The 21,238-nt window shown below is 63.5% G+C and carries 18 protein-coding genes; 8 read left to right on the top strand and 10 right to left on the bottom strand.

The window, feature by feature from the left end; genetic code table 11:
- Window positions 1–40: 40 nt before the first annotated feature.
- Together AWB74_RS01290 and AWB74_RS45480 are read right to left on the bottom strand one after the other, a co-directional pair.
- The gene (locus AWB74_RS01290; RefSeq protein ID WP_235024451.1) at window positions 41–244 is read right to left on the bottom strand and encodes a SymE family type I addiction module toxin; all 204 of its coding nucleotides are present in this window, start codon (window positions 242–244) and stop codon (window positions 41–43) included.
- Window positions 245–361: 117 nt separating this feature from the next.
- A complete protein-coding gene (locus tag AWB74_RS45480) occupies window positions 362–661 on the bottom strand; it encodes a helix-turn-helix domain-containing protein (RefSeq protein ID WP_061144949.1) in 300 nt (99 codons plus the stop codon).
- A gap of 266 nt (window positions 662–927) precedes the next feature.
- On the opposite strand from AWB74_RS45480, the gene AWB74_RS01275 reads away from it, so the two are divergent.
- From AWB74_RS01275 to AWB74_RS01270, 3 genes are all read left to right on the top strand, one after another.
- Entirely contained in the window at window positions 928–1,257 is a 330-nt protein-coding gene (locus AWB74_RS01275) for a DUF2489 domain-containing protein (protein ID WP_061144948.1), read from the top strand.
- Between the two features lie 90 nt (window positions 1,258–1,347).
- Complete coding sequence (locus AWB74_RS46330; protein ID WP_160110223.1) at window positions 1,348–1,521, top strand: hypothetical protein; 174 nt, start codon at window positions 1,348–1,350, stop codon at window positions 1,519–1,521.
- Between the two features lie 114 nt (window positions 1,522–1,635).
- Complete coding sequence (locus tag AWB74_RS01270) at window positions 1,636–2,334, top strand: 4'-phosphopantetheinyl transferase family protein (protein WP_061144947.1); 699 nt, start codon at window positions 1,636–1,638, stop codon at window positions 2,332–2,334.
- A 16-nt stretch (window positions 2,335–2,350) separates the two neighbouring features.
- On the opposite strand, the gene AWB74_RS01265 is transcribed toward AWB74_RS01270, so the two are convergent.
- Window positions 2,351–2,857 carry a M48 metallopeptidase family protein gene (locus AWB74_RS01265; RefSeq protein ID WP_061145251.1) on the bottom strand — a complete coding sequence of 169 codons (507 nt, stop codon included), beginning with the start codon at window positions 2,855–2,857 and terminating at the stop codon, window positions 2,351–2,353.
- A 258-nt stretch (window positions 2,858–3,115) separates the two neighbouring features.
- Here AWB74_RS01265 and AWB74_RS01260 point away from each other — a divergent pair, with 258 nt between their 5' ends.
- Together AWB74_RS01260 and AWB74_RS01255 are read left to right on the top strand one after the other, a co-directional pair.
- The gene (locus AWB74_RS01260; protein WP_061144946.1) at window positions 3,116–3,631 is read left to right on the top strand and encodes a metal-dependent hydrolase; all 516 of its coding nucleotides are present in this window, start codon (window positions 3,116–3,118) and stop codon (window positions 3,629–3,631) included.
- A 27-nt stretch (window positions 3,632–3,658) separates the two neighbouring features.
- Complete coding sequence (locus AWB74_RS01255; RefSeq protein WP_061144945.1) at window positions 3,659–4,153, top strand: LEA type 2 family protein; 495 nt, start codon at window positions 3,659–3,661, stop codon at window positions 4,151–4,153.
- Here the strand turns inward: AWB74_RS01255 and AWB74_RS01250 are convergent.
- Window positions 4,150–4,563: a cupin domain-containing protein gene (locus AWB74_RS01250; protein ID WP_061145250.1), complete on the bottom strand. Its 414-nt coding sequence runs from the start codon at window positions 4,561–4,563 to the stop codon at window positions 4,150–4,152. The two genes, AWB74_RS01255 and AWB74_RS01250, sit on opposite strands and share 4 nt — an antisense overlap.
- A gap of 224 nt (window positions 4,564–4,787) precedes the next feature.
- Here AWB74_RS01250 and AWB74_RS01245 point away from each other — a divergent pair, with 224 nt between their 5' ends.
- Together AWB74_RS01245 and AWB74_RS01240 are read left to right on the top strand one after the other, a co-directional pair.
- Window positions 4,788–9,653, top strand: coding sequence for an NAD-glutamate dehydrogenase (locus AWB74_RS01245; protein WP_061144944.1), 4,866 nt, complete (start codon window positions 4,788–4,790; stop codon window positions 9,651–9,653).
- Window positions 9,654–10,055: 402 nt separating this feature from the next.
- Window positions 10,056–11,444: an FAD-binding oxidoreductase gene (locus tag AWB74_RS01240; protein WP_061144943.1), complete on the top strand. Its 1,389-nt coding sequence runs from the start codon at window positions 10,056–10,058 to the stop codon at window positions 11,442–11,444.
- A gap of 51 nt (window positions 11,445–11,495) precedes the next feature.
- On the opposite strand, the gene AWB74_RS01235 is transcribed toward AWB74_RS01240, so the two are convergent.
- The 3 genes from AWB74_RS01235 to AWB74_RS01225 form a co-directional block, all read right to left on the bottom strand.
- Window positions 11,496–11,852 (bottom strand): host attachment protein, encoded by a 357-nt coding sequence (locus AWB74_RS01235; RefSeq protein WP_061145249.1) that lies wholly within the window; start codon window positions 11,850–11,852, stop codon window positions 11,496–11,498.
- A gap of 123 nt (window positions 11,853–11,975) precedes the next feature.
- Window positions 11,976–13,472, bottom strand: coding sequence for an acetyl-CoA hydrolase/transferase family protein (locus tag AWB74_RS01230; protein ID WP_061145248.1), 1,497 nt, complete (start codon window positions 13,470–13,472; stop codon window positions 11,976–11,978).
- A 248-nt stretch (window positions 13,473–13,720) separates the two neighbouring features.
- Window positions 13,721–15,715 (bottom strand): FUSC family protein, encoded by a 1,995-nt coding sequence (locus tag AWB74_RS01225; protein WP_087038777.1) that lies wholly within the window; start codon window positions 15,713–15,715, stop codon window positions 13,721–13,723.
- 154 nt (window positions 15,716–15,869) lie between these two features.
- Here AWB74_RS01225 and AWB74_RS01220 point away from each other — a divergent pair, with 154 nt between their 5' ends.
- The gene (locus AWB74_RS01220; protein ID WP_061144941.1) at window positions 15,870–16,829 is read left to right on the top strand and encodes a LysR family transcriptional regulator; all 960 of its coding nucleotides are present in this window, start codon (window positions 15,870–15,872) and stop codon (window positions 16,827–16,829) included.
- Between the two features lies 1 nt (window position 16,830).
- Here the strand turns inward: AWB74_RS01220 and AWB74_RS01215 are convergent, their stop codons facing one another.
- The 3 genes from AWB74_RS01215 to AWB74_RS01205 all read right to left on the bottom strand — a co-directional run bounded on the left by AWB74_RS01215 (window position 16,831) and on the right by AWB74_RS01205 (window position 21,228).
- Complete coding sequence (locus tag AWB74_RS01215) at window positions 16,831–17,514, bottom strand: Fe2+-dependent dioxygenase (protein ID WP_061144940.1); 684 nt, start codon at window positions 17,512–17,514, stop codon at window positions 16,831–16,833.
- 53 nt (window positions 17,515–17,567) lie between these two features.
- Window positions 17,568–19,832, bottom strand: coding sequence for a TonB-dependent receptor (locus AWB74_RS01210; protein ID WP_061144939.1), 2,265 nt, complete (start codon window positions 19,830–19,832; stop codon window positions 17,568–17,570).
- Between the two features lie 442 nt (window positions 19,833–20,274).
- Complete coding sequence (locus AWB74_RS01205; protein WP_061145247.1) at window positions 20,275–21,228, bottom strand: LysR family transcriptional regulator; 954 nt, start codon at window positions 21,226–21,228, stop codon at window positions 20,275–20,277.
- Window positions 21,229–21,238: the final 10 nt, after the last annotated feature.

Raw genomic sequence — 21,238 nt, 5'->3', positions numbered from 1 at the left:
AACCCAGCCATCGGCTGGGTTCGTTGTTTGTGGGTGTTGGTCAGGCAGGCGTAATGATGAGCTTGCCGTGTTGGACTTCGACTCTCACTTGCTGTCCGGCTTCAAATCCTGCCTGTTCGAGCCACCGTCCGGCGAGCCTGATCCACGGATAGAGCGGCGGCGGTGTCTTGTTTGGGCGCAGCGAGAAAGGCCGCTCGCGCTCGGCTTCTTGGATCTTGATGTATCGCTCGTGTTGAGCGGTCAATGCTTTTAAGATTGGCGTCAGCCATAGTCAACTCCTTGAGTGAGTTGGTTGTGGTCAGCGGGCCGAGAGTGTTGGTAGCACTCTCGGCCCGCGCTTCGTTTACGCGGTACTTCTCCTTCAGTTACTCATGACGCGGTTGACCTTGGCGCGCTTGACGAGACTGTCCATCAAGATGACGAGGGCTTGCTGATCCTCGTCGGGCAAGGCATCCACTTCCTTTAGCAGCGCGTGCAACTTGGGGTTATGCACGGTGGGTTCGCTGGCTGCGACCGCACGCCCGGAAAGTTCATCAAGAGTCACGTTGAGCGCATCGGCAAGCTTGATGAGGGTATCGAGGTCCGGCGACGGTGCGGCTTCCAGTTGGCGCGTTGACTCGGACGGAAAAGCGAATGCTGTAAATGGCCTTAACCTCAACAAGTCACTGGCGAGTCAGCAACAGCTTTCTGATTTGGCGACAGGAAAGGGCATCAGTATTGCAGGCGGCAGTACAGGTGTTCCTTTGCGTGATGTTCCGCGGTTAGTGTCGGAATATGGTGGTCAGCCCGGCGACTGGAGTAAAGTCAGTAGTTCGAGTTATACCGCTGCAGATGGCACGCAGTATGAGATTCATGCGTATCGGAATGCTGTGACTGGCCAAGTTGTGGAACCCAAATCTATCCCCAAGAATTGAGTATCTAGGCAAGATGAACGAGGAAGAAATCTTGGCGCGTCAGCGACTAGTCACCGTTGCTCAGGCTATGTTGGATGGCGATCTGTCGTTTCTTGAGGGGGCGGCGCAAGTGCTGGCCATGAGGGGAGTATTGAGCAGACTTGGTGACCGTGATCCTGATCTCGACGTCTTCGTGGTTATCCGATCAGAAACGGATCATCTACCACTCAAGGAACAGCGATCGCAGTGGTCGGCGGAGGCACTTGCACGTTTGGAGCCTGAGTTCAAGCAAAGCGAAGAATGGGCAAGTTCATTTGCGCCACAGGCATGTAAAAACTTGATTGAGCGTTTTAAGACCTGCTAGTCCATACAACAAACCCAGCCTTCGCGCTGGGTTTGTTGTATGTGGGGTTGATCAGGCAACATCAATTCGATCGATCGCCAGGGACAGACCGTGATCGGCTCGGCTGTGACCGGCGGCAGCGCCGACGGCACGCGAAAGGGCATGATCGCTGGTCAGGGCGGCACGAGGCAGGGCATCGACGGCAGTCAGGCGCAGGCAGTGAGCCGCCAGTCGAGCGCACCTCAAACGCGCTGCGCGGCGCAACGGGCGGCATTCCGAACATGAAGCTGCCGATGACCGGCCTGTACACGTACAACACCGCTCCGGCCGCGCCGTATCTGATTGCCCCCGGTGTATATTCATTCCCCTCTGCCCACGCGGTGGCACAGTGCGCCCCAAATGACTGAACCGATCCTCCCGTTCGACATACACCCGATCCCGCTCCCCGCCGACGCCCCCGCCGCCGTGCGCGTCTGGCTGGTCGAACTGGACCTGACAACGCCAATCGACGGCGCGCCCTATGCGGCGCTCGCCGATAGCGAACGCGCACGCGCCGCGCGTTTCCTGCGCCACGCGGACGCCGTCCGCTTCGCCACGATGCGTTGCACGCTACGTCATCTGCTGGCCGTCGAGACGAACGGCGATGCCGCAAGCCTCGTGCTGAACGCCAACGAAAAGGGCAGGCCGTTTCTCGCGCAGCCGAACGCGCCGGATTTCAACGTCTCGCATTCGGGCGCTTACGGACTGATCGCAATATCGCGGACAAGGCGCGTGGGTGTCGATATCGAGGAAGCGCCGCCGTCATACCAATGGCGCGAACTCGCACCCGCCGTGCTCGCCGACACCGACCGCAGCGAAATCGAAGCGATGCCCGAAGCCGCCCGCATCGGCGGATTCTTCGACTGCTGGACGGCGAAAGAAGCGGTATTGAAGGCGCACGGCGACGGCATCGGCGGCGGAGCGATCACGCTGACCGGTTTTTCGGTACTGCCGCGCGATGGCAAGCGCTACACGGTCACGCGAACAGCCGGCGCATTCGACGCCGTTTCGCTCCCAGCGCCTCCCGGTTACGCCGCCGCGCTCGCGTGGTCATTTTGATGCAGCGCAACGACGATCACGCCGCCTTCGTGCGCAGCAGATCGCGATGCGTGAGATAGAGCCGAAGATCGAATTCGATCTGATGGTAGCCCGGCTGCATCAGCTCGCAGAGCCGATAAAACGCCTTGTTGTGATCGCTCTCCTTCAGATGCGCGAGTTCATGCACGACGATCATCCGAAGGAACTCCGGCGCCGTGTCCTTGAAAAGCGACGCAATGCGGATTTCCTTTTTCGCCTTGAGCTTCGCGCCCTGCACGCGCGAAATCGCCGTATGCAGGCCGAGCGCATGACGCAGAACGTCGAGCTTGCTGTCGTAGAAGACCTTGTCGATGGCAGGCGCCACGCGCAGGAATTCCTGCTTCAGGTCTGAGCAATAGTCGTAGAGCGCGCGGTCGGACTGCACCGCGTGTTTGCTCGGATAGCGCGCGTCGAGATACGCGCCCAGTTGTTGCTGAGCGATCAATCGGCGCACCTTGTCCTGTAGCGTGTTCGGGTAGGCGCTCAGGTATTTCAGGTGTTGCATGACGGCGAGTTTCAAAGGAATACGTTTCAATGCCTGAATGCGCAGGCGGGCGTGGGGCGCATGGAAAAGCGTCCGCAGCGTGAATTGCGCAGCAATCTAGGAAACATTTTAGTCAACGGCGCGCCACCTCGCCGCCGTTGTGATCACAACCGTGTTTCTCCGGGCGCAATTCCGTAAGTTTATGTTTCAGCCCGGCCCCGATTGCGGGCGCCGTGCGAACATGCGCGCTTTCTGGCAAGGGCGACAAGGGCGGCTTTCATGGCATCGAGCAAGGCGCATCACGCGACCGGATGGGCGGCCGGCATCATCGCGGCGGCGGTCGTCACGCATCCGGTCACATCGGCGCACGTGGATCTGCTCGCCGGCGTGCTCGCGCTGCTCGCGGGTGTGGCCGGCGCCACCGCGCCGGACTGGCTCGAAGTCGCGTGGTGGACGCGGGCACGCCGGCTGTGGATCACACATCGCACGCTCACGCACTGGGGCATCGGCTGGACCGCGCTGCTCGCGCTTTCGTATCACTTTCTCGGGCGGCATCCCTTGGCGCCGGTCGCGTTCGGCTTCGCATGCGGCGGCCTCATGCATCTTCTTGCGGACTGGCCGAATCCGCTCGGCGTGCCGTGGATCGCGTCGCGTCATTCGCTCAATCTGTGGACGAGCGGGCATTGCGACCTCATCATCGTGGCGGGAGCGTGGGGTGCGGCGCTTTTCGTCGTCGACGATGTCTGGTTTCATCATGCCTATGGCCGCATGCTGCTGAACGCGCTGCGCATCTAGCTCGACATCGCGAGGAGTTCCGTACTCATGCAATCACATCAATCGAAGCGTCGTTTCGTCCTGTTCTTCGCCGCACTCTTTACGATGCTCGCGCTCAACGGCTGCGCGGGCTTCTTCAACCGCGACGCGATGCGCGTGACGGTCGCGGGCATCGAGCCGCTCGAAGGCCAGGGTCTGGAGATGCGCTTCGTAGTGAAGCTGCGCGTGCAGAATCCGAACGACGCGCCGATCGACTTCGATGGCGTCGCACTCGATCTCGACCTCAACGGCCGCCCGTTCGCGAGCGGCGTGAGCGATCAGCGCGGCTCGGTGCCGCGTTTCGGCGAAGCGGTCGTGTCCGTGCCGGTGACGGTATCGGCGTTTTCGGTCGCGCGCCAGGCGTTCGGCTTCGCGACCGGCGACACCGTCAACAAAGTGTCGTACGCCGTGCGCGGCAAGCTCGCGGGCGGCATGCTCGGCGGCGCGCGTTTCTCCGACACAGGCTACGTCGATTTGCCGATGGGCGGCGCGACCGGCTACTAAACCCGCGACGCTTCCGCCGGATCGTACGGAATCACGCGGTCGGCCTCGTTGGCGTCGTTGCGCGCGATCACGGCGCGGGCCGGTTCCGTCGCGCTCAGATTGACCGGCTGATGCGGCACGCCGGGCGGAATGAAGACGAAGTCGCCCGGCTCGTTGATGACCGATTCCGCGAGTCCCGCCCCATAGCGCGTCTCGATGCGTCCTTCCAGAATATAGATGCCCGTTTCGTAGCCGACGTGGATGTGCGGCTCGGCCTGCCCGCCCGGCGGCACGACGACGAGATGCATCGACAGGCCGCGCGTACCCGCCGTCTGAGCCGACAACCCGATGAAATACGGCAGACGCTGAACCGCCGCCGCGATCTCCTGCTGCGGCCGCACGGTGACGACCCTCTGTTCCGTTTCCTGCATGGCGTTCTCCTGTCGGACGTCCATCGACAATAGCCGATCGCGCGTGTCGCGCAAAGGTCACGCGGCGCGGCTACCTTACATCGACATGCGATCGACATGCGCGCACCGCCGTTGTGCAGGTGCACATGCCCGACGCGCGGCCAAATGCCCTGTCCGGCGCATAATCTCCCTGTTTCGAAGAGCGTTCCGCAACCGCATCGCAACCGAAGGCATCGGAGGACACCATGCTGGTCAAGAACGAAGCGCGGGTCGAACACCTCATCAACGATCTCCTCGAATTCGCGCGAGGACGTCTGCCGGAAGCGACCTTCAAGGTCATCGAGCCGCTTCTTCGCTATTACTACGAGCAGGTCGACGTCGAAGATATCGCGAGCCGCGATGTCGCCGATCTCTACGGCGCCGCGATGGCGCACTGGCAGACGGCGCAGAAGTTCGCGGGCGGGCGCGAGGTGCTGCGGGTCTACAACCCGAATCTGGAGCAGCACGGCTGGCATTCGGATCACACGGTCGTCGAAATCGTCAACGACGACATGCCGTTTCTCGTCGATTCCGTGACGATGGAACTGAACCGCTTAGGGCTGGCGCTGCATTCGGCGATCCATCCGGTGTTTCGCGTGTGGCGCGCAAGCAAGGGCGCGCATGCGGGCGAGATCGAGCGCATCGGTCAGGGGCACGCCGAGGCGGGCGACGGCAACTCCGAGCTCGAATCCTTCATCCATTTCGAAGTGGACCGCTGCAGCGACGGCGAACGTCTCGATGAAGTGCGCGAGAACATCGCGCGCGTGCTCGGCGACGTGCGCGCGGCGGTCGAAGACTGGCCCAAGGTCACCGACGCGGCGCGCATCGCGATCGGCGATCTGAAAATGCGCGACACGACGCCCGACGGCATCGAGTCCCGCGCGTTCCTCGAATGGATGGTCGCGGACCACTTCACGTTCCTCGGCTGCCGCGATTACGAACTCGTCGAGCACGAAGGCGGCTTCGCGCTGCGCGGCGTGCCGGGTTCGGGTCTGGGCATTCTGCGCGAGACCTTGCGCGCGCCTTCCGCCGGCGACGTGACACCGCTGCCGCCGGGCGCGGCCGCGATCATCGAGGGCGCGGCGCCCATCTTTCTGACAAAAGCGAATTCGCGCGCGACGGTGCATCGGCCGGGCTATCTCGACTACGTCGGTGTGAAGCGCACGTCGCCGGACGGCAAGGTGATCGGTGAGCGGCGCTTTCTCGGCCTGTACACGTCGACCGCGTATCTCGTGCCGACCTCCGAGATTCCGATCGTGCGGCGCAAGTGCGCGAACATCGTGCGGCGCGCGGGCTTTCTGGAGAAGGGGCATCTGGCGAAGTCGCTCATCTCGGTGCTGGAGCAGTATCCGCGCGACGAGCTTTTTCAGGCCGATGAAGACGCGCTCTTCGAAATCGCGCTCGGCGTGCTGCGTTTGCAGGAACATCAACGCACGCGGCTTTTCGTGCGGCGCGACCGCTTCGACCGCTTCGTGTCGTGCCTCGTGTTCGTGCCGCGCGACAAGTTCAACACCGACCTGCGCCGCCGCATCAGCAAAGTGCTGATGGAAGCGTTCAACGGCAAGAGCATCGAGTTCACGCCGCTGCTTTCCGAGTCGCCGCTCGCGCGCATTCATATCGTGGTGCGCGCGGATCGCGGCGCGATGCCCGAAGTCGATACGCGCGAGCTCGAAACGCGCATCGTGCAGGTCGCGCGCCGCTGGCAGGACGATCTCGCCGATGCGCTCATCGACAGTCACGGCGAGGAAGCGGGCAACCGTCTCCTGCAGCGTTACGCGGATTCGTTCCCGGCGGGCTATCGCGAGGACTATCCGGCGCGCACGGCGGTGCGCGACATCGAACTGATCGAGGCGACGCACACGCGGCCGGGCGGTTTGTCGATGAGTCTCTATCGGCCGATCGAAGCGGGCAGACGCGCGTTCCGCTTCAAGGTGTATCGCGCGGGCGATCCGATCGCGTTGTCACACAGCCTGCCGATGCTCGAACATCTCGGCGTGCGCGTCGATGAAGAGCGGCCGTATCTGATCGAGCCGACGGGCGCGCCGAACGCGTGGATTCACGATTTCGGGCTCGAGTTGCAGGACGATGTCGAGTTCGATATCGACCGCGTGAAGCCGCTCTTCGAGAACGCATTCGCGGCCGTGTGGTCGGGCGAAATCGAGAACGACGACTTCAACCGTCTCGTGCTGCGCGCGCAGTTCGGCTCGCGCGACGTGACGATCATGCGCGCGTACGCGAAGTATCTGCGGCAAGTGGGATCGACCTTCAGCGATGCGTATATCGAACGCGCGCTGATCGGCAATCCGCAGATCGCGAAAAAGCTGCTGCAGCTTTTCATGGTGCGCTTCGATCCGGCTCGCGGCGGCTCGGCGCAGGATCGGGAGCAGACGGCCGAACGCGTGCTCGCTGATATCGAAGCGGCGCTCGATCAGGTGCCCAATCTCGACGAAGACCGCATCCTGCGCCAGTTCCTCGGCGTCATCACGGCGACCGTGCGCACGAACCACTTTCATCGCGATGCAGGCGGCCAGCCGCGTCCGTATGTGTCGTTCAAGCTCGATCCGTCGAAGGTGCCGGGCCTGCCCGAGCCCAAGCCGATGTTCGAGATCTGGGTCTACGCGCCGCGCGTCGAGGGCGTGCACCTGCGCGGCGGGCGCGTCGCGCGCGGCGGGCTGCGCTGGTCGGATCGTCGTGAGGATTTCCGCACCGAAGTGCTTGGTCTGATGAAGGCGCAGATGGTCAAGAACACGGTGATCGTGCCGGTCGGATCGAAGGGCGGCTTCGTCGTGAAGAATCCGCCGCCGGTGACCGATCGTGAGGCGTTTCTCGCGGAAGGCGTCGCGTGCTATCAAATGTTCCTGCGCGGCCTGCTCGATGTGACCGACAACCGCACGGCCGATGGCATCGTGCCGCCGCCCGATGTCGTGCGTCACGATCCGGACGATCCGTATCTCGTCGTTGCCGCCGACAAGGGCACGGCCACGTTCTCCGACTACGCGAACGCCATCTCTCAGGAATACGGCTTCTGGCTCGACGACGCGTTCGCGTCCGGCGGCTCGGTCGGCTACGACCACAAGAAGATGGGCATCACGGCGCGCGGCGCGTGGGAATCGGTAAAGCGCCATTTCCGCGAGATGAACTTCGATACTCAGACGACGGATTTCACCGTGGTCGGTGTCGGCGACATGTCCGGCGACGTGTTCGGCAACGGCATGCTGCTGTCGCGCCATATCAGGCTGATCGCAGCGTTCGATCACCGGCATGTGTTTCTCGATCCGACGCCCGATACGGCGGCCAGCTTCGAGGAACGCGCGCGCCTGTTCGCGCTGCCGCGCTCCAGCTGGGCCGATTACGACGCCTCGCTGATCTCGACGGGCGGCGGCGTCTATCCGCGCACGGCGAAGTCCATTCCGATCTCGCCGCAGGTGCAGGCGGCGCTCGGCATCAGCGCTTCGGTGCTCGCACCGAACGAGCTGATCCGCGCGATTCTGCTCGCCGAAGCGGATCTGCTGTACAACGGCGGCGTGGGCACGTATGTGAAGTCGAGCGCGGAGACGCATCTGCAGGTCGGCGACCGCACCAACGACGCCGTGCGTGTGAACGGCGCGGAGCTGCGCGTGAAAGTGGTCGCGGAAGGCGGCAATCTCGGCCTGACGCAACTCGGGCGCATCGAGTTCGCGCAGCATGGCGGGCGCATCAACACGGATGCGATCGACAACTCCGCGGGCGTCGATTGCTCGGATCACGAAGTCAATATCAAGATTCTGCTCGGACTCGTCGTCGCGGATGGCGAGATGACCGAGAAGCAGCGCAACGCGCTGCTCGCCGAGATGACCGATGAAGTCGGCCTGCTCGTGCTGAAGGACAACTACGCGCAGACGCAGGCGCTGTCGATCGCGAAGCGCCACGAGGCCGAAACGCTCGATGCCGAAGCGCGCATGATGCGCTACCTCGAACGCGCGGGGCGTCTGAAGCGCCGCATCGAATTCTTGCCGAACGACGATGACATCGCCGAGCGCGCGGCGGCGAAGTCGGGGCTCACGTCGCCGGAGCGCGCGGTGCTGCTCGCCTACGGCAAGATGTGGCTGTACGACGAACTGCTCGAATCGGATGTGCCGGAGGATGCGCTCGTCGCCGACATGCTGCCCGATTATTTCCCGAAGCCCTTGCAGCAACGCTACAGCGAGACGATGCAGCGCCATCCGCTGAAGCGCGAAATCCTCGCGACGCATCTGACCAATGCGCTCGTGAATCGCGTGGGCTGCACGTTCGTGCATCGTCTGATGGAAGAGACCGATGGGCGCCCGAGCGATATCGTGCGCGCGGCGCTGATGTCGCGCGATGTCTTCGATCTCGACGATCTCTGGCGCAGCATCGACGGGCTCGACAATATCGTCGCGGACGAAGTGCAGGCGCGCATGTTCGTCGAAGTCGTGCGTCTGCTCGACGATACGTCGCTGTGGTTCCTGCGCCATCTGAAGCACAACGGCACCGGCACGGCCGAGGCGCGGGGTCTGCTCGCGCGCTGCCGCGAGGCGGCGCAACGGCTCGCGCCGCAATTGCCGGCGTTGCTGCCCGCGACGCAGCTCGACGCGTGGTATGCGCGCCGGCGCGAACTGGAAGATGCGGGCGTCGAAAGCGGTCTCGCGGCGCGGGTGGCAAGCGGCGAAATCGCGACCGCGGTGCTCGACAGCGCAGAAGTGGCGGCGTGCTCGGAGCGCAGTCTGGAGCTCGTCGCGAGCGTGTACTTCGGCATCGGCACCTTGCTCGACTATCGCGGCATCGCCGAACGGGCAATGGCACTGCCGATCTCGACGCACTGGGATCTGCTCGCGCGTGCCGCGGCGCTGGAAGAACTGGCGCGGTTGAAGCGCGCGCTGACGGTGAGCGCGCTCGAGCAATCCCGCGGCATCGATTCGGCGGATGTGATCGTCGAAAGTTGGCGCGCGAAGCGGGAGGCGGCGCTCGACCGGTATACGCGCCTTCTCGCCGAGTTGCGCGCGAGCGGCGGTGCGAGCTTGTCGATGCTGCTGGTCGTCGTGCGGGAAATGGCGGTGCTGGAGCGGGCCTGACGCGAACGAACCGAATCAAACCAAACCCGAAACGCGCCGCTCCCTCGGCGCGTTTTTTTAAGCCGTGATTTCCTTAAATCACGGACATTAAATCAGGAATACCAATGAACGAATGAAGCACTCAATGCGATAACACCGCAATCGGAAACTTTGTCCGATACATGCTAGATCCGGTGCACGATTTGACTGCCCAACCTCTTTACATTGCGTAAACCGCGGCATTAAATCACTGAGCGGACCGAAGCGTCCGCTCGTCGCAATTCTTCCCCGTCATCGCGGTCCCCTGTGTGCATCCGATCAAATCGCCACGCGTGATCCGACGACGGGCTCCTTGCGCTTTCGCCGTACCATCTGGCAGGGTCGGGCACGTCGCAGCGCTTCATTCAGCAGCGAGGTCTCACAATGAGCAAGATTTCAGGCGAAGCGATCGATACCCTCAAGGCGTCGGTGAGAGGCAAGATCATCTCACCGTCGGACACCGACTACGACGAAGCACGCAAGGTCTGGAACGCGACCATCGACCGGCGTCCGGCGCTCATCGTGCGCTGCGCAGGCGCCGCCGATGTCATCGCCGCACTCGCGTTCGCACGCGGCAACGGCATGCTGGTATCGATTCGCGGCGGCTCCCATAACATCGCGGGCAGCGCGGTCAGCGACGACGCATTGATGATCGATCTCTCCGCGATGAAATCCGTGCGCGTCGATCCCGAAGCGAAGCGCGCGTACGTCGAACCCGGCGCGCTGCTTTCCGATTTCGATCACGAAGCGCAGGCGTTCGGCCTCGCAACGCCGCTCGGCATCAATTCGACCACAGGCGTCGCGGGTCTCACGCTCGGCGGCGGCTTCGGCTGGATCAGCCGCAAGTTCGGCGTGACCGTCGACAATCTCGTCGCAGCGGAAATCGTCACGGCGGACGGCCAATGGCGGCGTGTGAGCGCGGAGAGCGAACCGGATCTCTTCTGGGCATTGCGCGGCGGCGGCGGCAACTTCGGCGTCGTCACGCTGTTCGAATATCAGCTGCATGAAGTCGGGCCGCAAATCTATGGCGGCCTCGTCGTGTTTCCGCTGGAGCAGGCAGACCAGGTGCTGCCGAAGTATCGCGAGTTCGTCGCGCAGAGTCCCGACGAGCTGACCGTGTGGGCCGTGCTGCGCCTCGCGCCGCCGCTGCCGTTCCTGCCCGAAGACGCGCATGGCAAGCCGGTCGTCGTGCTCGCGAGCTGCTATGTCGGGCCGGTCGAGAACGGCGAGAAGGCGCTCGCGCCGGTGCGCAGCTTCGGCACACCCTACGGCGAGCATCTCGGGGCGATGCCCTTCGCCGCATGGCAGAAGGCGTTCGATCCGCTGCTCACGCCCGGCGAGCGCAACTACTGGAAGTCGCATAACTTCGCGAGCCTCAACGACGAAACGTTCGATATCCTGACGAATGCAGTGAAGTCGCTTCCGTCGACGCAGTGCGAAGTCTTCATCGGCGCGATGGGCGGGCAGACGAACCGTGTGCCCGTCGATGCAACCGCGTACGCGAATCGCGATTCCATCTATACGATCAACATTCACGGCCGCTGGAGCGATGCCGCCGACGACGAGAAATGCACGAAGTGGGCGCGCGACATGTTCGCCGCGATGACGCCGCACGCCATCGGAAGCGTCTATGTGAACTTCATGACGGGTGAGGAAGGCGATCGGGTGAAGGCGGCGTATGGCCCGAACTACGAGCGGCTCGCCGAAGTGAAGCGTCGCTACGATCCGGACAATCTGTTCCGCAGCAATCAGAACATCATGCCCGCGGCGTAGTGTGCGGCGCGCCGTTTCTCGCGGGGGAAGCGGCGCGCTTTCAAGAATGATTCAGGGCCGGTCGAGATGACGGCCGAGATCGCGCGTGTCCATGTTCGACACGTCGTTGTCGACTTCTTCATAGACGAGCTTGCGTGTTTCACTGCTGAGATGCTGGCGCAGCACGCCGAGAAACTTTGGTTCGACGGCAAGACGCAAGCGATCGAATCGTGATTGCGCGCGGCTGCGTTCGAGAAAATCGGCTACGGTTCGAGCGAACTTCTCGCGATCCTTGTCCGCCGTATCCGCCGCACGCGGCGCCGGGTTCCTGAGGTCCTCGACCTGCCGCAGATCCAGCTTCAATCCGTGCGTCTCGAAGATGCGCGCGCGGCTGCCGTCGGCGGCAAGAACCCAGGTGATGGCGGTCATGGTGCTCCTCCTGTTCGCCAGCCCAAGCGGGCTCCCGCCATTGTGCGCCCGATTGCCGCGAAGCGGCTTCGTTCGCGCGCGCCATTCGCTATTGCGATGCAGCATGGCGCGTGCGAGAGCGCTTCAGGGCAGCATCGAACCGGTGGCGGCAAAGCGCGTGTGGAACGAAAACGCCTGATCCAGACGATGCGGCGTGTGCCCGCCGAGCGCTGCTGCATCGCGGTAATAGTCGCGCAAGAGATCGCGATACAGCGGATGCGCGCAGTTCTGAATCACGCTCATCGCGCGTTCACGCGGCGCGAGGCCCGTGAGATTCGCGAGCCCGCGCTCGGTCACGACAATATCGACATCGTGCTCGTTGTGATCGCAATGCGGCACCATCGGCACGATGCTCGAAATGCGGCCGTCCTTTGCGACGGACTTCGTCGCGAACACCGCGTAGGCGGCATTGCGCGCGAAATCGCCCGAGCCGCCGATGCCGTTCATCATGTGCGTGCCGCCGACATGCGTCGAATTCACGTTGCCGTAGATGTCGGCTTCGAGCGCCGTATTGATCGCGATGAGACCGAGGCGGCGAATCACCTCGGGATGATTGCTCACTTCCTGCGGCCGCAGCACGAGGCGGTCGCGATAGCGCTCGATCTCGCTGAACACCTTTTCTTGCCGTTGCGCGGACAGCGTAATCGACGCGCCCGATGCGAACATCGCCTTGCCGGAATCGAGCAGATCGAAGGTTGAGTCCTGAAGCACTTCGGAATAGATCGTCAGCGCTTCGAACGGCGACGCCGCGAATCCCGACAGCACCGCGTTCGCAATCGTGCCGATGCCGGCCTGCAAGGGCGGCAACTGCTTGGGTAAGCGCCCACGCGATACTTCGTGCTGAAAGAACTCGATCAGATGACCGGCGATGAGCGCGGTGTCGTGATCTGCTGGCAAGACGGTCGACGCGCTGTCCGGCGTATTCGTGATGACGATCGCGGCAATCTTATCGATGGGAATCTCGATCGACGCCGCGCCGATCCTGTCGTGCGGCCCGACGATCGGGAGCGGGTCGCGCTGTGGCCGGCGCTCTGGAATCCAGATGTCGTGCAAGCCTTCGAGCGCCGCCGGCTGCGCGAGATTGATCTCGACGATCACGCGTTCGGCGAGGATCGCGAAGCTCGCGGAATTGCCGACCGATGTGGTCGGCACGATACCGCCCGTCTCGGTGATCGCCGCCGCTTCGATGATCGCGAGATCGAGCTTGCCGAGCCGGTTCGCGCGCAGCAGTTCGACGGTCTCGGACAGGTGTTGATCGACGAACATCACGTCGCCGCGATTGATCGCGCGGCGCAAGGTCGTATCGACCTGAAACGGCAGGCGGCGTGCGAGCGCGCCCGCTTCGGTGAGAAGGCGATCGGTGTCATGTCCGAGCGATGCGCCCGTCATGAGCGTGATGCGCAGCGGTTCGTTCTCCTCGCGTGCGCGGCGCGCGATTTCGAGCGGCACGGCCTTCGCGTCGCCGGCGCGCGTGAAGCCGCTCATACCGACGATCATGCCGTCGCGCACGAGTTGCGCCGCAGCCGCGGCAGAAGTGATTTTTCCGCGCAAGGCGGCATAGCGAATACGGTCTTCGTACATCGACATCTCCACGAACTTCCTTCGATCCAGTCGGGCGGCGATTATAGGTAGCGCGTATCGCCTGATGAGCCGCAAGGTGCAAGACATTGTTCCAATGCCGCGCAACGTTGCGCTTTATCTACTTCGATGCGTTGTATGGCTCGATACGCTGCGACATTTGAGCGCGTCGTTACGACTATAAGTCGCGCATCGGCGCGGATAAATCGCCGCGCCAGGAAGGCACATTTGCAGATCGGCGAAAGATGCGTTCAGCGATGACGCGCATCGAAAGGCGCATCGGGATCGACGAGCGCGCTGCGCACGACATGCAGGTACGCGAGCACGCGTCGAACGTCGTGACCTTCATCGAGCATGCTTTCCGCGACGATGATCGACGCCACCACCGACGAGATCGCGCGGCGCAGCGTCCCGCTGTCCGGCTGTCGAAACAGCACGGCGATATCACGCAAAACGCGTGCAAACGATGTGCTCCACGCGATGCGCAGGGCATCGGGAAAGCGCTGCACGTTCAACGTTCTCGCTTCGTGACGCAGATCGATCATCGCCTGTCCGACTTCGAGCGTGACGAGCATCCACGAAAGCGCATGACGATGTTCGCGCGAGCGCCGCACGAGCAAGCCGCGCAACTGCGACATCAGATCGTGCGTGCCCGAATGAAAGCGCTCGCCGAGTCCCGCGAGCTTGCCTTCGCAGGCGAGCGCGGCCATCGCGCGCAGTTGCGCGAGCGTCCTGCCGACGAGCCATTGCGTGCGCGGCGGCACGACGACCGCGCACGCAATGGCCGCGGCCAGCATCGCGACGATAATCGCGAGGCCGTTGTTCAGCAGAAGGTCCGGATCGTAGACGATGCGGTTGTCGGGCGCAGCGAGCAGACAGAAGAACACGCAAAAGCCGATGCCGTAGCCGGCGGAAGCGGGGCGCATCGCGAGGAACGCGCCTGCGGCAAGCGGTGGCGCGAGCATCGCGCACAGGAGCGTGAAGCCGTCGATCGCCGGGTAGACGTGGCACAGAAACAGATAACCCGTGACGATCGCGATGGCAGCGCCCATCGTCATCTGCGCGATGAACTTCGACGGCCGCGCCGATGCCGACGACAACCCGCACGCGAGCGTCGCGCCGATCACGGCATGACCGCCGCTCGGCCACGCGGTGACGATCCAGAACCACGCGGTCGCGGCGATCACGATGCCCGTTCGCACGAAGGTCGCCGCGATCACGAAGCGACTGGTCTTCGCTTCATAACGCGAAGCCATGCGTTCGTTCGACGGCTCGCCGATCGATATCGACACATAGCGGAGCGTATCGTCGACGAAGCGATACAGCAGTTCCGCCGATGTCGTGAAGTCGAGGCGCGTCGCTAACGTCGCCTTGTATTCGCGGAGATGCACGTCGAGCGCATCGTGCTCGAAGATGCGCGCGAGTTCTTCGAGGAAAGGTGCAAGCGCATCGCGTGCGATGGACGCGCGCTTCATCGATTGATCGAGCGCATGCAAGCGCGCGCAGGCATCCATGAACGCGCTGTTCAGTCCCGCGAGCCCGCGATGCCCGGACCGCATCGCGGGCGACTCGTACGCTGCGAAGCCGCGCGTCGCTTCGAAGCCGACGATCTCATCGACGAAATCGGCGAAACGGCGCTCACGCGCAATGCGCGAAAGACGCCCGCGCAGCACGTCCGCGGCGAACGAAGCGAAACGCGCCTGACGCCGTGCGAGCGTTTGCGCGAGCGTCGCGCTGGCGTGACGCGGAAACACGAGGGCGCTCACGACGCTCGAGCACACGATGCCGAGCATGACCTCCGCGCCACGCGAGAGCGTCGCGATCAGCAGTCCATTGGGATCGGTGACGGCGGGAATGCCGATCAACGCAGCCGTGTAGCCGGCGAGCACGAAGCCATACCAGCGGAACTGTCGATGACGCACCGCGAGCGCGATGCAAGCCGCGACCCATGCCGTGAGCGCGAGCACATAGAGCTCGGTCTGCTGCACGAACACGGCGCCCAGCACGAGCGCGGCCAGCATGCCCAGCGCCGTGCCCGCGAACCGATAGACGCTCTTCGCGAGCACCATGCCGGCGAACGGCTGCATCAGCACGAAGGTCGTCGTCATCGCGACGCGCGGCTGCGGCAGCTCGAAGCGCATCGCAATACCCATCGCGATGAAGGCGGCGAAGAGCGTCTTCGCGAGATGCAGCCACGCGAGGCCATCGGTGGCGAGCCAGTCCTGAATCGAATCGCGCGTCGACAAGCGCACTTCCGGTCGTTCATGAAAGGCGCCGATTGTAGGCAAGACATTTCGCCGGATTAATGTGCGAATCCGGGAACATTCTTTCCTGATTCAACAACAATCGGCCCCATGGGAAGGCGGACAATAGCGTTTCCCCAGGCAATATGACGGTTCGATGGATACCCTACAGAACATGCGGGTCTTTACCCGCGTGATCGAAGCCGGCAGCTTCACGGCTGCGGCTCAGTCGATGAACTCGACGACCGGTGCGATGTCGCGCGCCGTCTCAGAACTCGAAGGCCATTTGCGCACGCGCCTGATGAACCGCTCGACGCGGCGTCTCGCGTTGACATCGGCGGGCGAGCGTTATCTGAAGCGCGTGCGGCAGATTCTCGCCGATATCGACGGAGCGGAAGAAGAAGCGAGCTGCGCGCACGAGCATCCGTCGGGCACGCTGCGCATGTTCAGCTTCGCGAGCGTGGGCCAGCATTACATCCTGCCGGCCATCGCACGATATCGCGCGTCGCATCCCGATGTGAAAGTCGAACTGACGCTGTCGCAACGCATGCCCGATCTCTTCGAAGGCAGCAGCGATGTCGCCGTGGTGTCGGCGAGCGCGTTGTCGGATTCGGAAGTGATCTCGCACAATCTTGGCGCGACCTTCAGCATCTTGTGCGCATCGCCGGAATATATCCGTTCGCGCGGCGCGCCCGATGTGCCCGCCGATCTCGCGCAGCACGATTGCCTCACCTTGCAGACGCCCGCGTTTCCCGCGCGCGAATGGACCCTCGAAGGCCCCGATGGACGCGAGACCTTGCAGATCAGCGGGCCGGTGCAGGTGAACATCGCGGAATCGCTGGTGGTGGCGATTCGCGAAGGCATGGGCATCGGCATGTTGCCGCTCTATGCGGCGATCGAGGGCTTGCGCAACGGCTCGCTCGTGCGCGTGCTGCCGCGCCATACCTTGCAGCGCACGAATCTCTACGCGCTTTATGCGTCGCGCAAGTTCGTCGATGCGAAAACGCGCACGTGGGTGGAGTTTCTGCGCGCGCATCTGCCGGATGTGATCGCGCGCGATGAAGCCCTGCTTGCCGAAGTGGACGCGAAGCGCGCGAACGTGCTGCGCGCCGCGTGAATCACGTATCGCTCCACATGCGCAACAGGTTGTGATAGCAGCCGACCAGCGAGCGCTTCGCGGCTTCGTCGCCGTTGGTGGCGTTGAGGCGCTGGATCGAGTTGTCGAGATCGAAGAGCAGCGCACGTTGTCCATCGTCGCGCACGAGGCTTTGCGCCCAGAAAAAGCTCGACACGCGCGCGCCGCGCGTGACGGGCCGCACCTGATGCAGGCTCGTCGCCGGATAGACGATCGCATGTCCCGCCGGCAGCTTCACTTCCTGCACGCCGTAGGTATCTTCGATGATGAGCTCGCCGCCGTCGTACTCTTCGGGCGGCGTGAGAAACAGCGTGACGGATACATCGGTACGCACGCGCGCGCCATGACCGGGCACGATGCGAATCGCACCATCGACATGACTGCCGAAATGCATGCCGCCTTCATAACGATTGAATAGCGGCGGATACACGCGATTGGGCAGCACCGCGCTGATGAAAAGGGGATGACGCTCCAGCGCGCCGACGATCGCATCGCCCATTTCGAGCGCGATCGGCGAGCCTTCCGCGATCTGCATGTTGCGCTTGACCGGCGCGCCCTGATAGCCGGCGGTCGCGCGGCCATCGACCCATGATTCGCTTGCTTCGAGACGCGCGCGCATCGCGGCGGCGTCTTCGGGGGAGAGCACGTTCGGTATCGAGAGGATCATTTTTATCAGCTCGGCTCACGCGCGCCGCACTTCACGGCGCGCGTGCGCTCATATCAATGGAAGCGGTAATTCAACGTCGCGAGGAACGTGCGGCCGAGGCCCGGCACCGCGCGCCCGCCGTCCGACGGAATCAGCGCGTCGTAGTACTTCTTGTCCGTCATGTTCAGCACGTTGAACTGGATATCGTAGCTTTTCTGATGATACGCGGCCATCACGTCCCAGCGCACGTAGCCGCCCACTTCCACCAGATTGTTGTTCGCCGCATAGCGCGACGACACATACGACGGCCCGCCGCCGATCTGCCATTGAGGCGTGAAGTCGTAGGTCGTCCAGAACGTGAGCATGTGCTTCGGCGTGTTGGCGGGCACGTTGCCCTGCGTGCCGTCGAAGGCCTTCAGGATGGTGCCGTCCATGTACGTGTAGCCGCCGAACATCTGCCACTGCTTCGTGATGTGGCCCGCGACGCCCAACTGATAGCCACGCACGCGGATATCGCCGTCGAGAGAGTAGGTGCCGTCCGAGGCCAGCGTGCGCGCATTCGTCTTTTCGATGCTGAAAAGCGATTGCGTGACCGACAGCCCGCCGTTCAGCAGATCCCATTTCGAACCGATTTCATACGACTTGTTGTGCTCGGGCGGCAGGTTCTGCTGGCCGTTCGTCAGCGTGAGCGCTTCGAGCGACGGATCGAACGACGTGCCATACGACACGTAATACGACTGCCAGTCGGCCGGCTGCCACACGAGGCCGGTTCGCACGCTCGTGAAGAAGTTGGTCTGCGTCGCGTAGCCCGGCGCGTTGATCGAGTTGTTGATTGCCGCCTCGTAGCGGTCCCAGCGCACGCCGCCGATCCACTTCCAGTGCTCGCCGATCGAGATCGTGTCGTTCAAATACAGGCCGATGTCGTTCGCGCTCGATTCCGCGAGATTGGTCGCCACTTCGCGATAGTTCGACGGACGCGGCACATACGGCGGATTGACGAGCGGGACGATCGCGAGCGTGTTCGACGGCAGGCCCGGCGTCGTCGCGGTGAAGGTCTGGTTGCTATACGTTTCGTGACTCAGATCGACGCCCGCGAGCACATCGTGCTTCAGGAAGCCGGTCGCGAACTTGCCCTGCAAATCGGTCGTGTTGTAGACCGAGTGATCGTTGATGTTGCGGTCCTTGCCCTGCAGCCGCACGAAGAGCGACGTGAGCGGCAGCGTCGTGTAGTTGCCGTTCGAAAGCGCGGGCGACGTGCCGAGCGGCCCCGTCAGCACGGCGGCGGCGTTGGTCGCGCGCGCCTCGGTGCTGTAGTGGCTGAACTGCGTCTGGTTGCGCAGCGTGAACATGTCGTTGAAGCGATGCTCGATGCGCGCATTCACCGTCTGCACGTCCTGGATCGTGCGGTCATCGGTGAAGCCGTAGAAGGTCTTCGTATCGACGGGCGCCGGGTGGCCGTTCAACGGCGGAATGCCGTAGTCGGGCTGATCGCGGTTGTGCTGGATCAGCGCGGACAGCGTCACCTGCGTCGGCGTGCCGATGCCGAATTTCACTTCGGGCGCGACGCCGTAATCCTTGTTGTGCATCTCGTCGCGCGTCGAGCCGAGCGACTGGCCGAACGCGTTGACGCGGAATGCGGCGGTATCCGTCAGCGGCTGGTTGATGTCGACCGTCGTGCGATAGCGGTCGTGCGTGCCCGCCTGCAGGGAGACATCGGCGCGCGGCTTCATGTTCGGCTGCTTGCTGACCTGATTGATGACGCCGCCCGTCGAGCCGCGCCCGAAGTACAGCGACGACGGGCCGTACAGCACGTCGATCGATTCGAGGTTGAACGTATCGCGGTAATACTGGCCGCGATCGCGGAAGCCGTCGAGATAGATATCCGTGCGCGCCGAGAAGCCGCGCAGGTTGATGTTGTTGCCGATCTGGCCGCCTTCCGCCGCGCCGAGCGTCACGCCCGGCACGTTGCGCAGTGCATCGGAGAACGAGCTCACCGCCTGCGATTGCAGCACCGCCTTCGGCACCACGACGACCGCCTGCGGAATGTCGCGCAGCGCGGTCGGCACCTTAGCGCCGACGCTCGAAACGTCCGCCTGGAAATCGGGCGCGTCGGCCTGGCCTGTCACTCTGACGGCGGGCAGGGCGGCGGTTTCGGGTGCGGTGGCGGTAGCGTTGTCGGCGGGAGCGGCCTGTGCGACTTGCTGTGCGGGCGGAGAATTCTGCGGTGCGGATTGCGCGGATTGTGCTGCTTGAGGTGCCGTCTGGGCATAGAGCGGCGTGGCCACGGGAACCGCGGCAATAGTCATCAATGCCGCGGCGAGCGGCTTCTTCCTCAACATGTCGTTTCCCTGATACTTGTTAGTGAATTCCGAATCGGCAGCGAAGCGGGTTTTCGCTGCCGATGTGATCGAACAGAAATGAAAGCGGAGCGGGCGACGTCGTCGAGAACCGGCGGCGGCGCCCTGGAAGCGCCCGGTGTTCGCAGCGCGCCTGATTGGGTCAGCCTGTCGCCGCGATTGATTAAATGCGAATCAGTATCATTACATGTTGCAACAAATATTTGGAAATAAACGTCACAAAAGTCGGGTCTTTTTGCCGGACTTCGTGACGTCGGCGCAACGTAAGATTTGTAATGAATGCCGATGCGGCGCGATGAAATCGGCCGCTCGGCCTTGCGCGACAAGGGTCTTGGGCTGATGTGTCACTATCGACGCTTTGATGCGGGGAAATTACGGACAAAAAGTGGCGGATGAGAATTTCGCCGTTTGCGCCGGGCGCGTCTCAGAATCCTGCGATGCCGGATGTCACGAGCGCGTACGGTCCGCTCGTCAGTTGCTCTTTGAGGAAGTCGATACAGACGCGGATCTTCGCGGAATGCGACGAGCGTGCCGACGTCACCGCCCACACGTCCGCACGCTGGCGGTACGCGGGCAGCACCGGCACGAGCGTGCCGTTCTGCAGACTGGACGCGACGTCCCAGATGGAACCCATCACGATGCCGAAGCCTTGCTCGGCCCATTGCCGCACGATGTCGCTATGGTTCGACGCGACCGGTCCCGTCACTTTCACGCTTTCCTCGCCGTTTGGGCCGGCGAGACGCCAGACACCGAAGCGCTGATCGCGTCCGCGAAAGGGCAGGCAGTCGTGCTGCGCGAGCTCGGCGAGCGTCTTCGGCGTGCCGCGCCGTTCGAGATAGGCGGGCGCGGCGGCGAGCACGCGAAAGCTCTCGACGATCTTGTGCGCGATCAGATGCGGCTCCTGCACTTCACCGACGCGTATGTCGATATCGAAGTTCTCGCCGACGAGATCGACGCGCCGGTCGAGCAGCTCAAGCCAGATTTCGAGTCCCGGATGACGCCGCCGCAGCAGCACGAGCGCGGGCGACACGTGCTCGCGCCCGAGCCGCAGACTCGTGCCGATGCGCAGGACGCCGCGCGGATCGTCGAGGCCGGCGAAGGCATCGGCCATGCCCTGTACGTCGTCCAGAATCTTTTGCGCCCACTGGAAGGCCGCTTCGCCGTCGCTCGTGATCGAGACGCGGCGCGTCGTGCGCATGAAGAGTTTCACGCCGAGCGCCGTTTCCAGCATCGCGATGCGCTTGCTCACATGCGCCGGCGAGATGCCGGTCTCGGTGGCGGCGGCGATGAAGCTGGACCGCCGCGCGACGATGCAGAAGAGCTGCAGGTCGCGCAGGAACTGATCGTTGTTCGCGAGGAGCGCGCCGGGCGTTTTCATCATGCGGCTG

The organism is Caballeronia arvi, from assembly GCF_001544695.2.
Taxonomy (GTDB): Bacteria; Pseudomonadota; Gammaproteobacteria; order Burkholderiales; family Burkholderiaceae; genus Caballeronia; species Caballeronia arvi.
The sequence above is the reverse complement of the archived record's forward strand: the minus strand, read 5'-3'. Positions and strand labels throughout refer to the sequence as shown.

Coding starts and splice junctions, on each gene's coding strand:
- AWB74_RS01275 (WP_061144948.1), top strand. CDS start 928: ATGAACGAGGAAGAAATCTTGGCGCGTCAGCGACTAGTCACCGTTGCT.
- AWB74_RS01270 (WP_061144947.1), top strand. CDS start 1,636: ATGACTGAACCGATCCTCCCGTTCGACATACACCCGATCCCGCTCCCC.
- AWB74_RS01265 (WP_061145251.1), bottom strand. CDS start 2,857: ATGCAACACCTGAAATACCTGAGCGCCTACCCGAACACGCTACAGGAC.
- AWB74_RS01260 (WP_061144946.1), top strand. CDS start 3,116: ATGGCATCGAGCAAGGCGCATCACGCGACCGGATGGGCGGCCGGCATC.
- AWB74_RS01255 (WP_061144945.1), top strand. CDS start 3,659: ATGCAATCACATCAATCGAAGCGTCGTTTCGTCCTGTTCTTCGCCGCA.
- AWB74_RS01250 (WP_061145250.1), bottom strand. CDS start 4,563: ATGCAGGAAACGGAACAGAGGGTCGTCACCGTGCGGCCGCAGCAGGAG.
- AWB74_RS01245 (WP_061144944.1), top strand. CDS start 4,788: ATGCTGGTCAAGAACGAAGCGCGGGTCGAACACCTCATCAACGATCTC.
- AWB74_RS01240 (WP_061144943.1), top strand. CDS start 10,056: ATGAGCAAGATTTCAGGCGAAGCGATCGATACCCTCAAGGCGTCGGTG.
- AWB74_RS01235 (WP_061145249.1), bottom strand. CDS start 11,852: ATGACCGCCATCACCTGGGTTCTTGCCGCCGACGGCAGCCGCGCGCGC.
- AWB74_RS01230 (WP_061145248.1), bottom strand. CDS start 13,472: ATGTACGAAGACCGTATTCGCTATGCCGCCTTGCGCGGAAAAATCACT.
- AWB74_RS01220 (WP_061144941.1), top strand. CDS start 15,870: ATGGATACCCTACAGAACATGCGGGTCTTTACCCGCGTGATCGAAGCC.
- AWB74_RS01215 (WP_061144940.1), bottom strand. CDS start 17,514: ATGATCCTCTCGATACCGAACGTGCTCTCCCCCGAAGACGCCGCCGCG.
- AWB74_RS01210 (WP_061144939.1), bottom strand. CDS start 19,832: ATGTTGAGGAAGAAGCCGCTCGCCGCGGCATTGATGACTATTGCCGCG.
- AWB74_RS01205 (WP_061145247.1), bottom strand. CDS start 21,228: ATGAAAACGCCCGGCGCGCTCCTCGCGAACAACGATCAGTTCCTGCGC.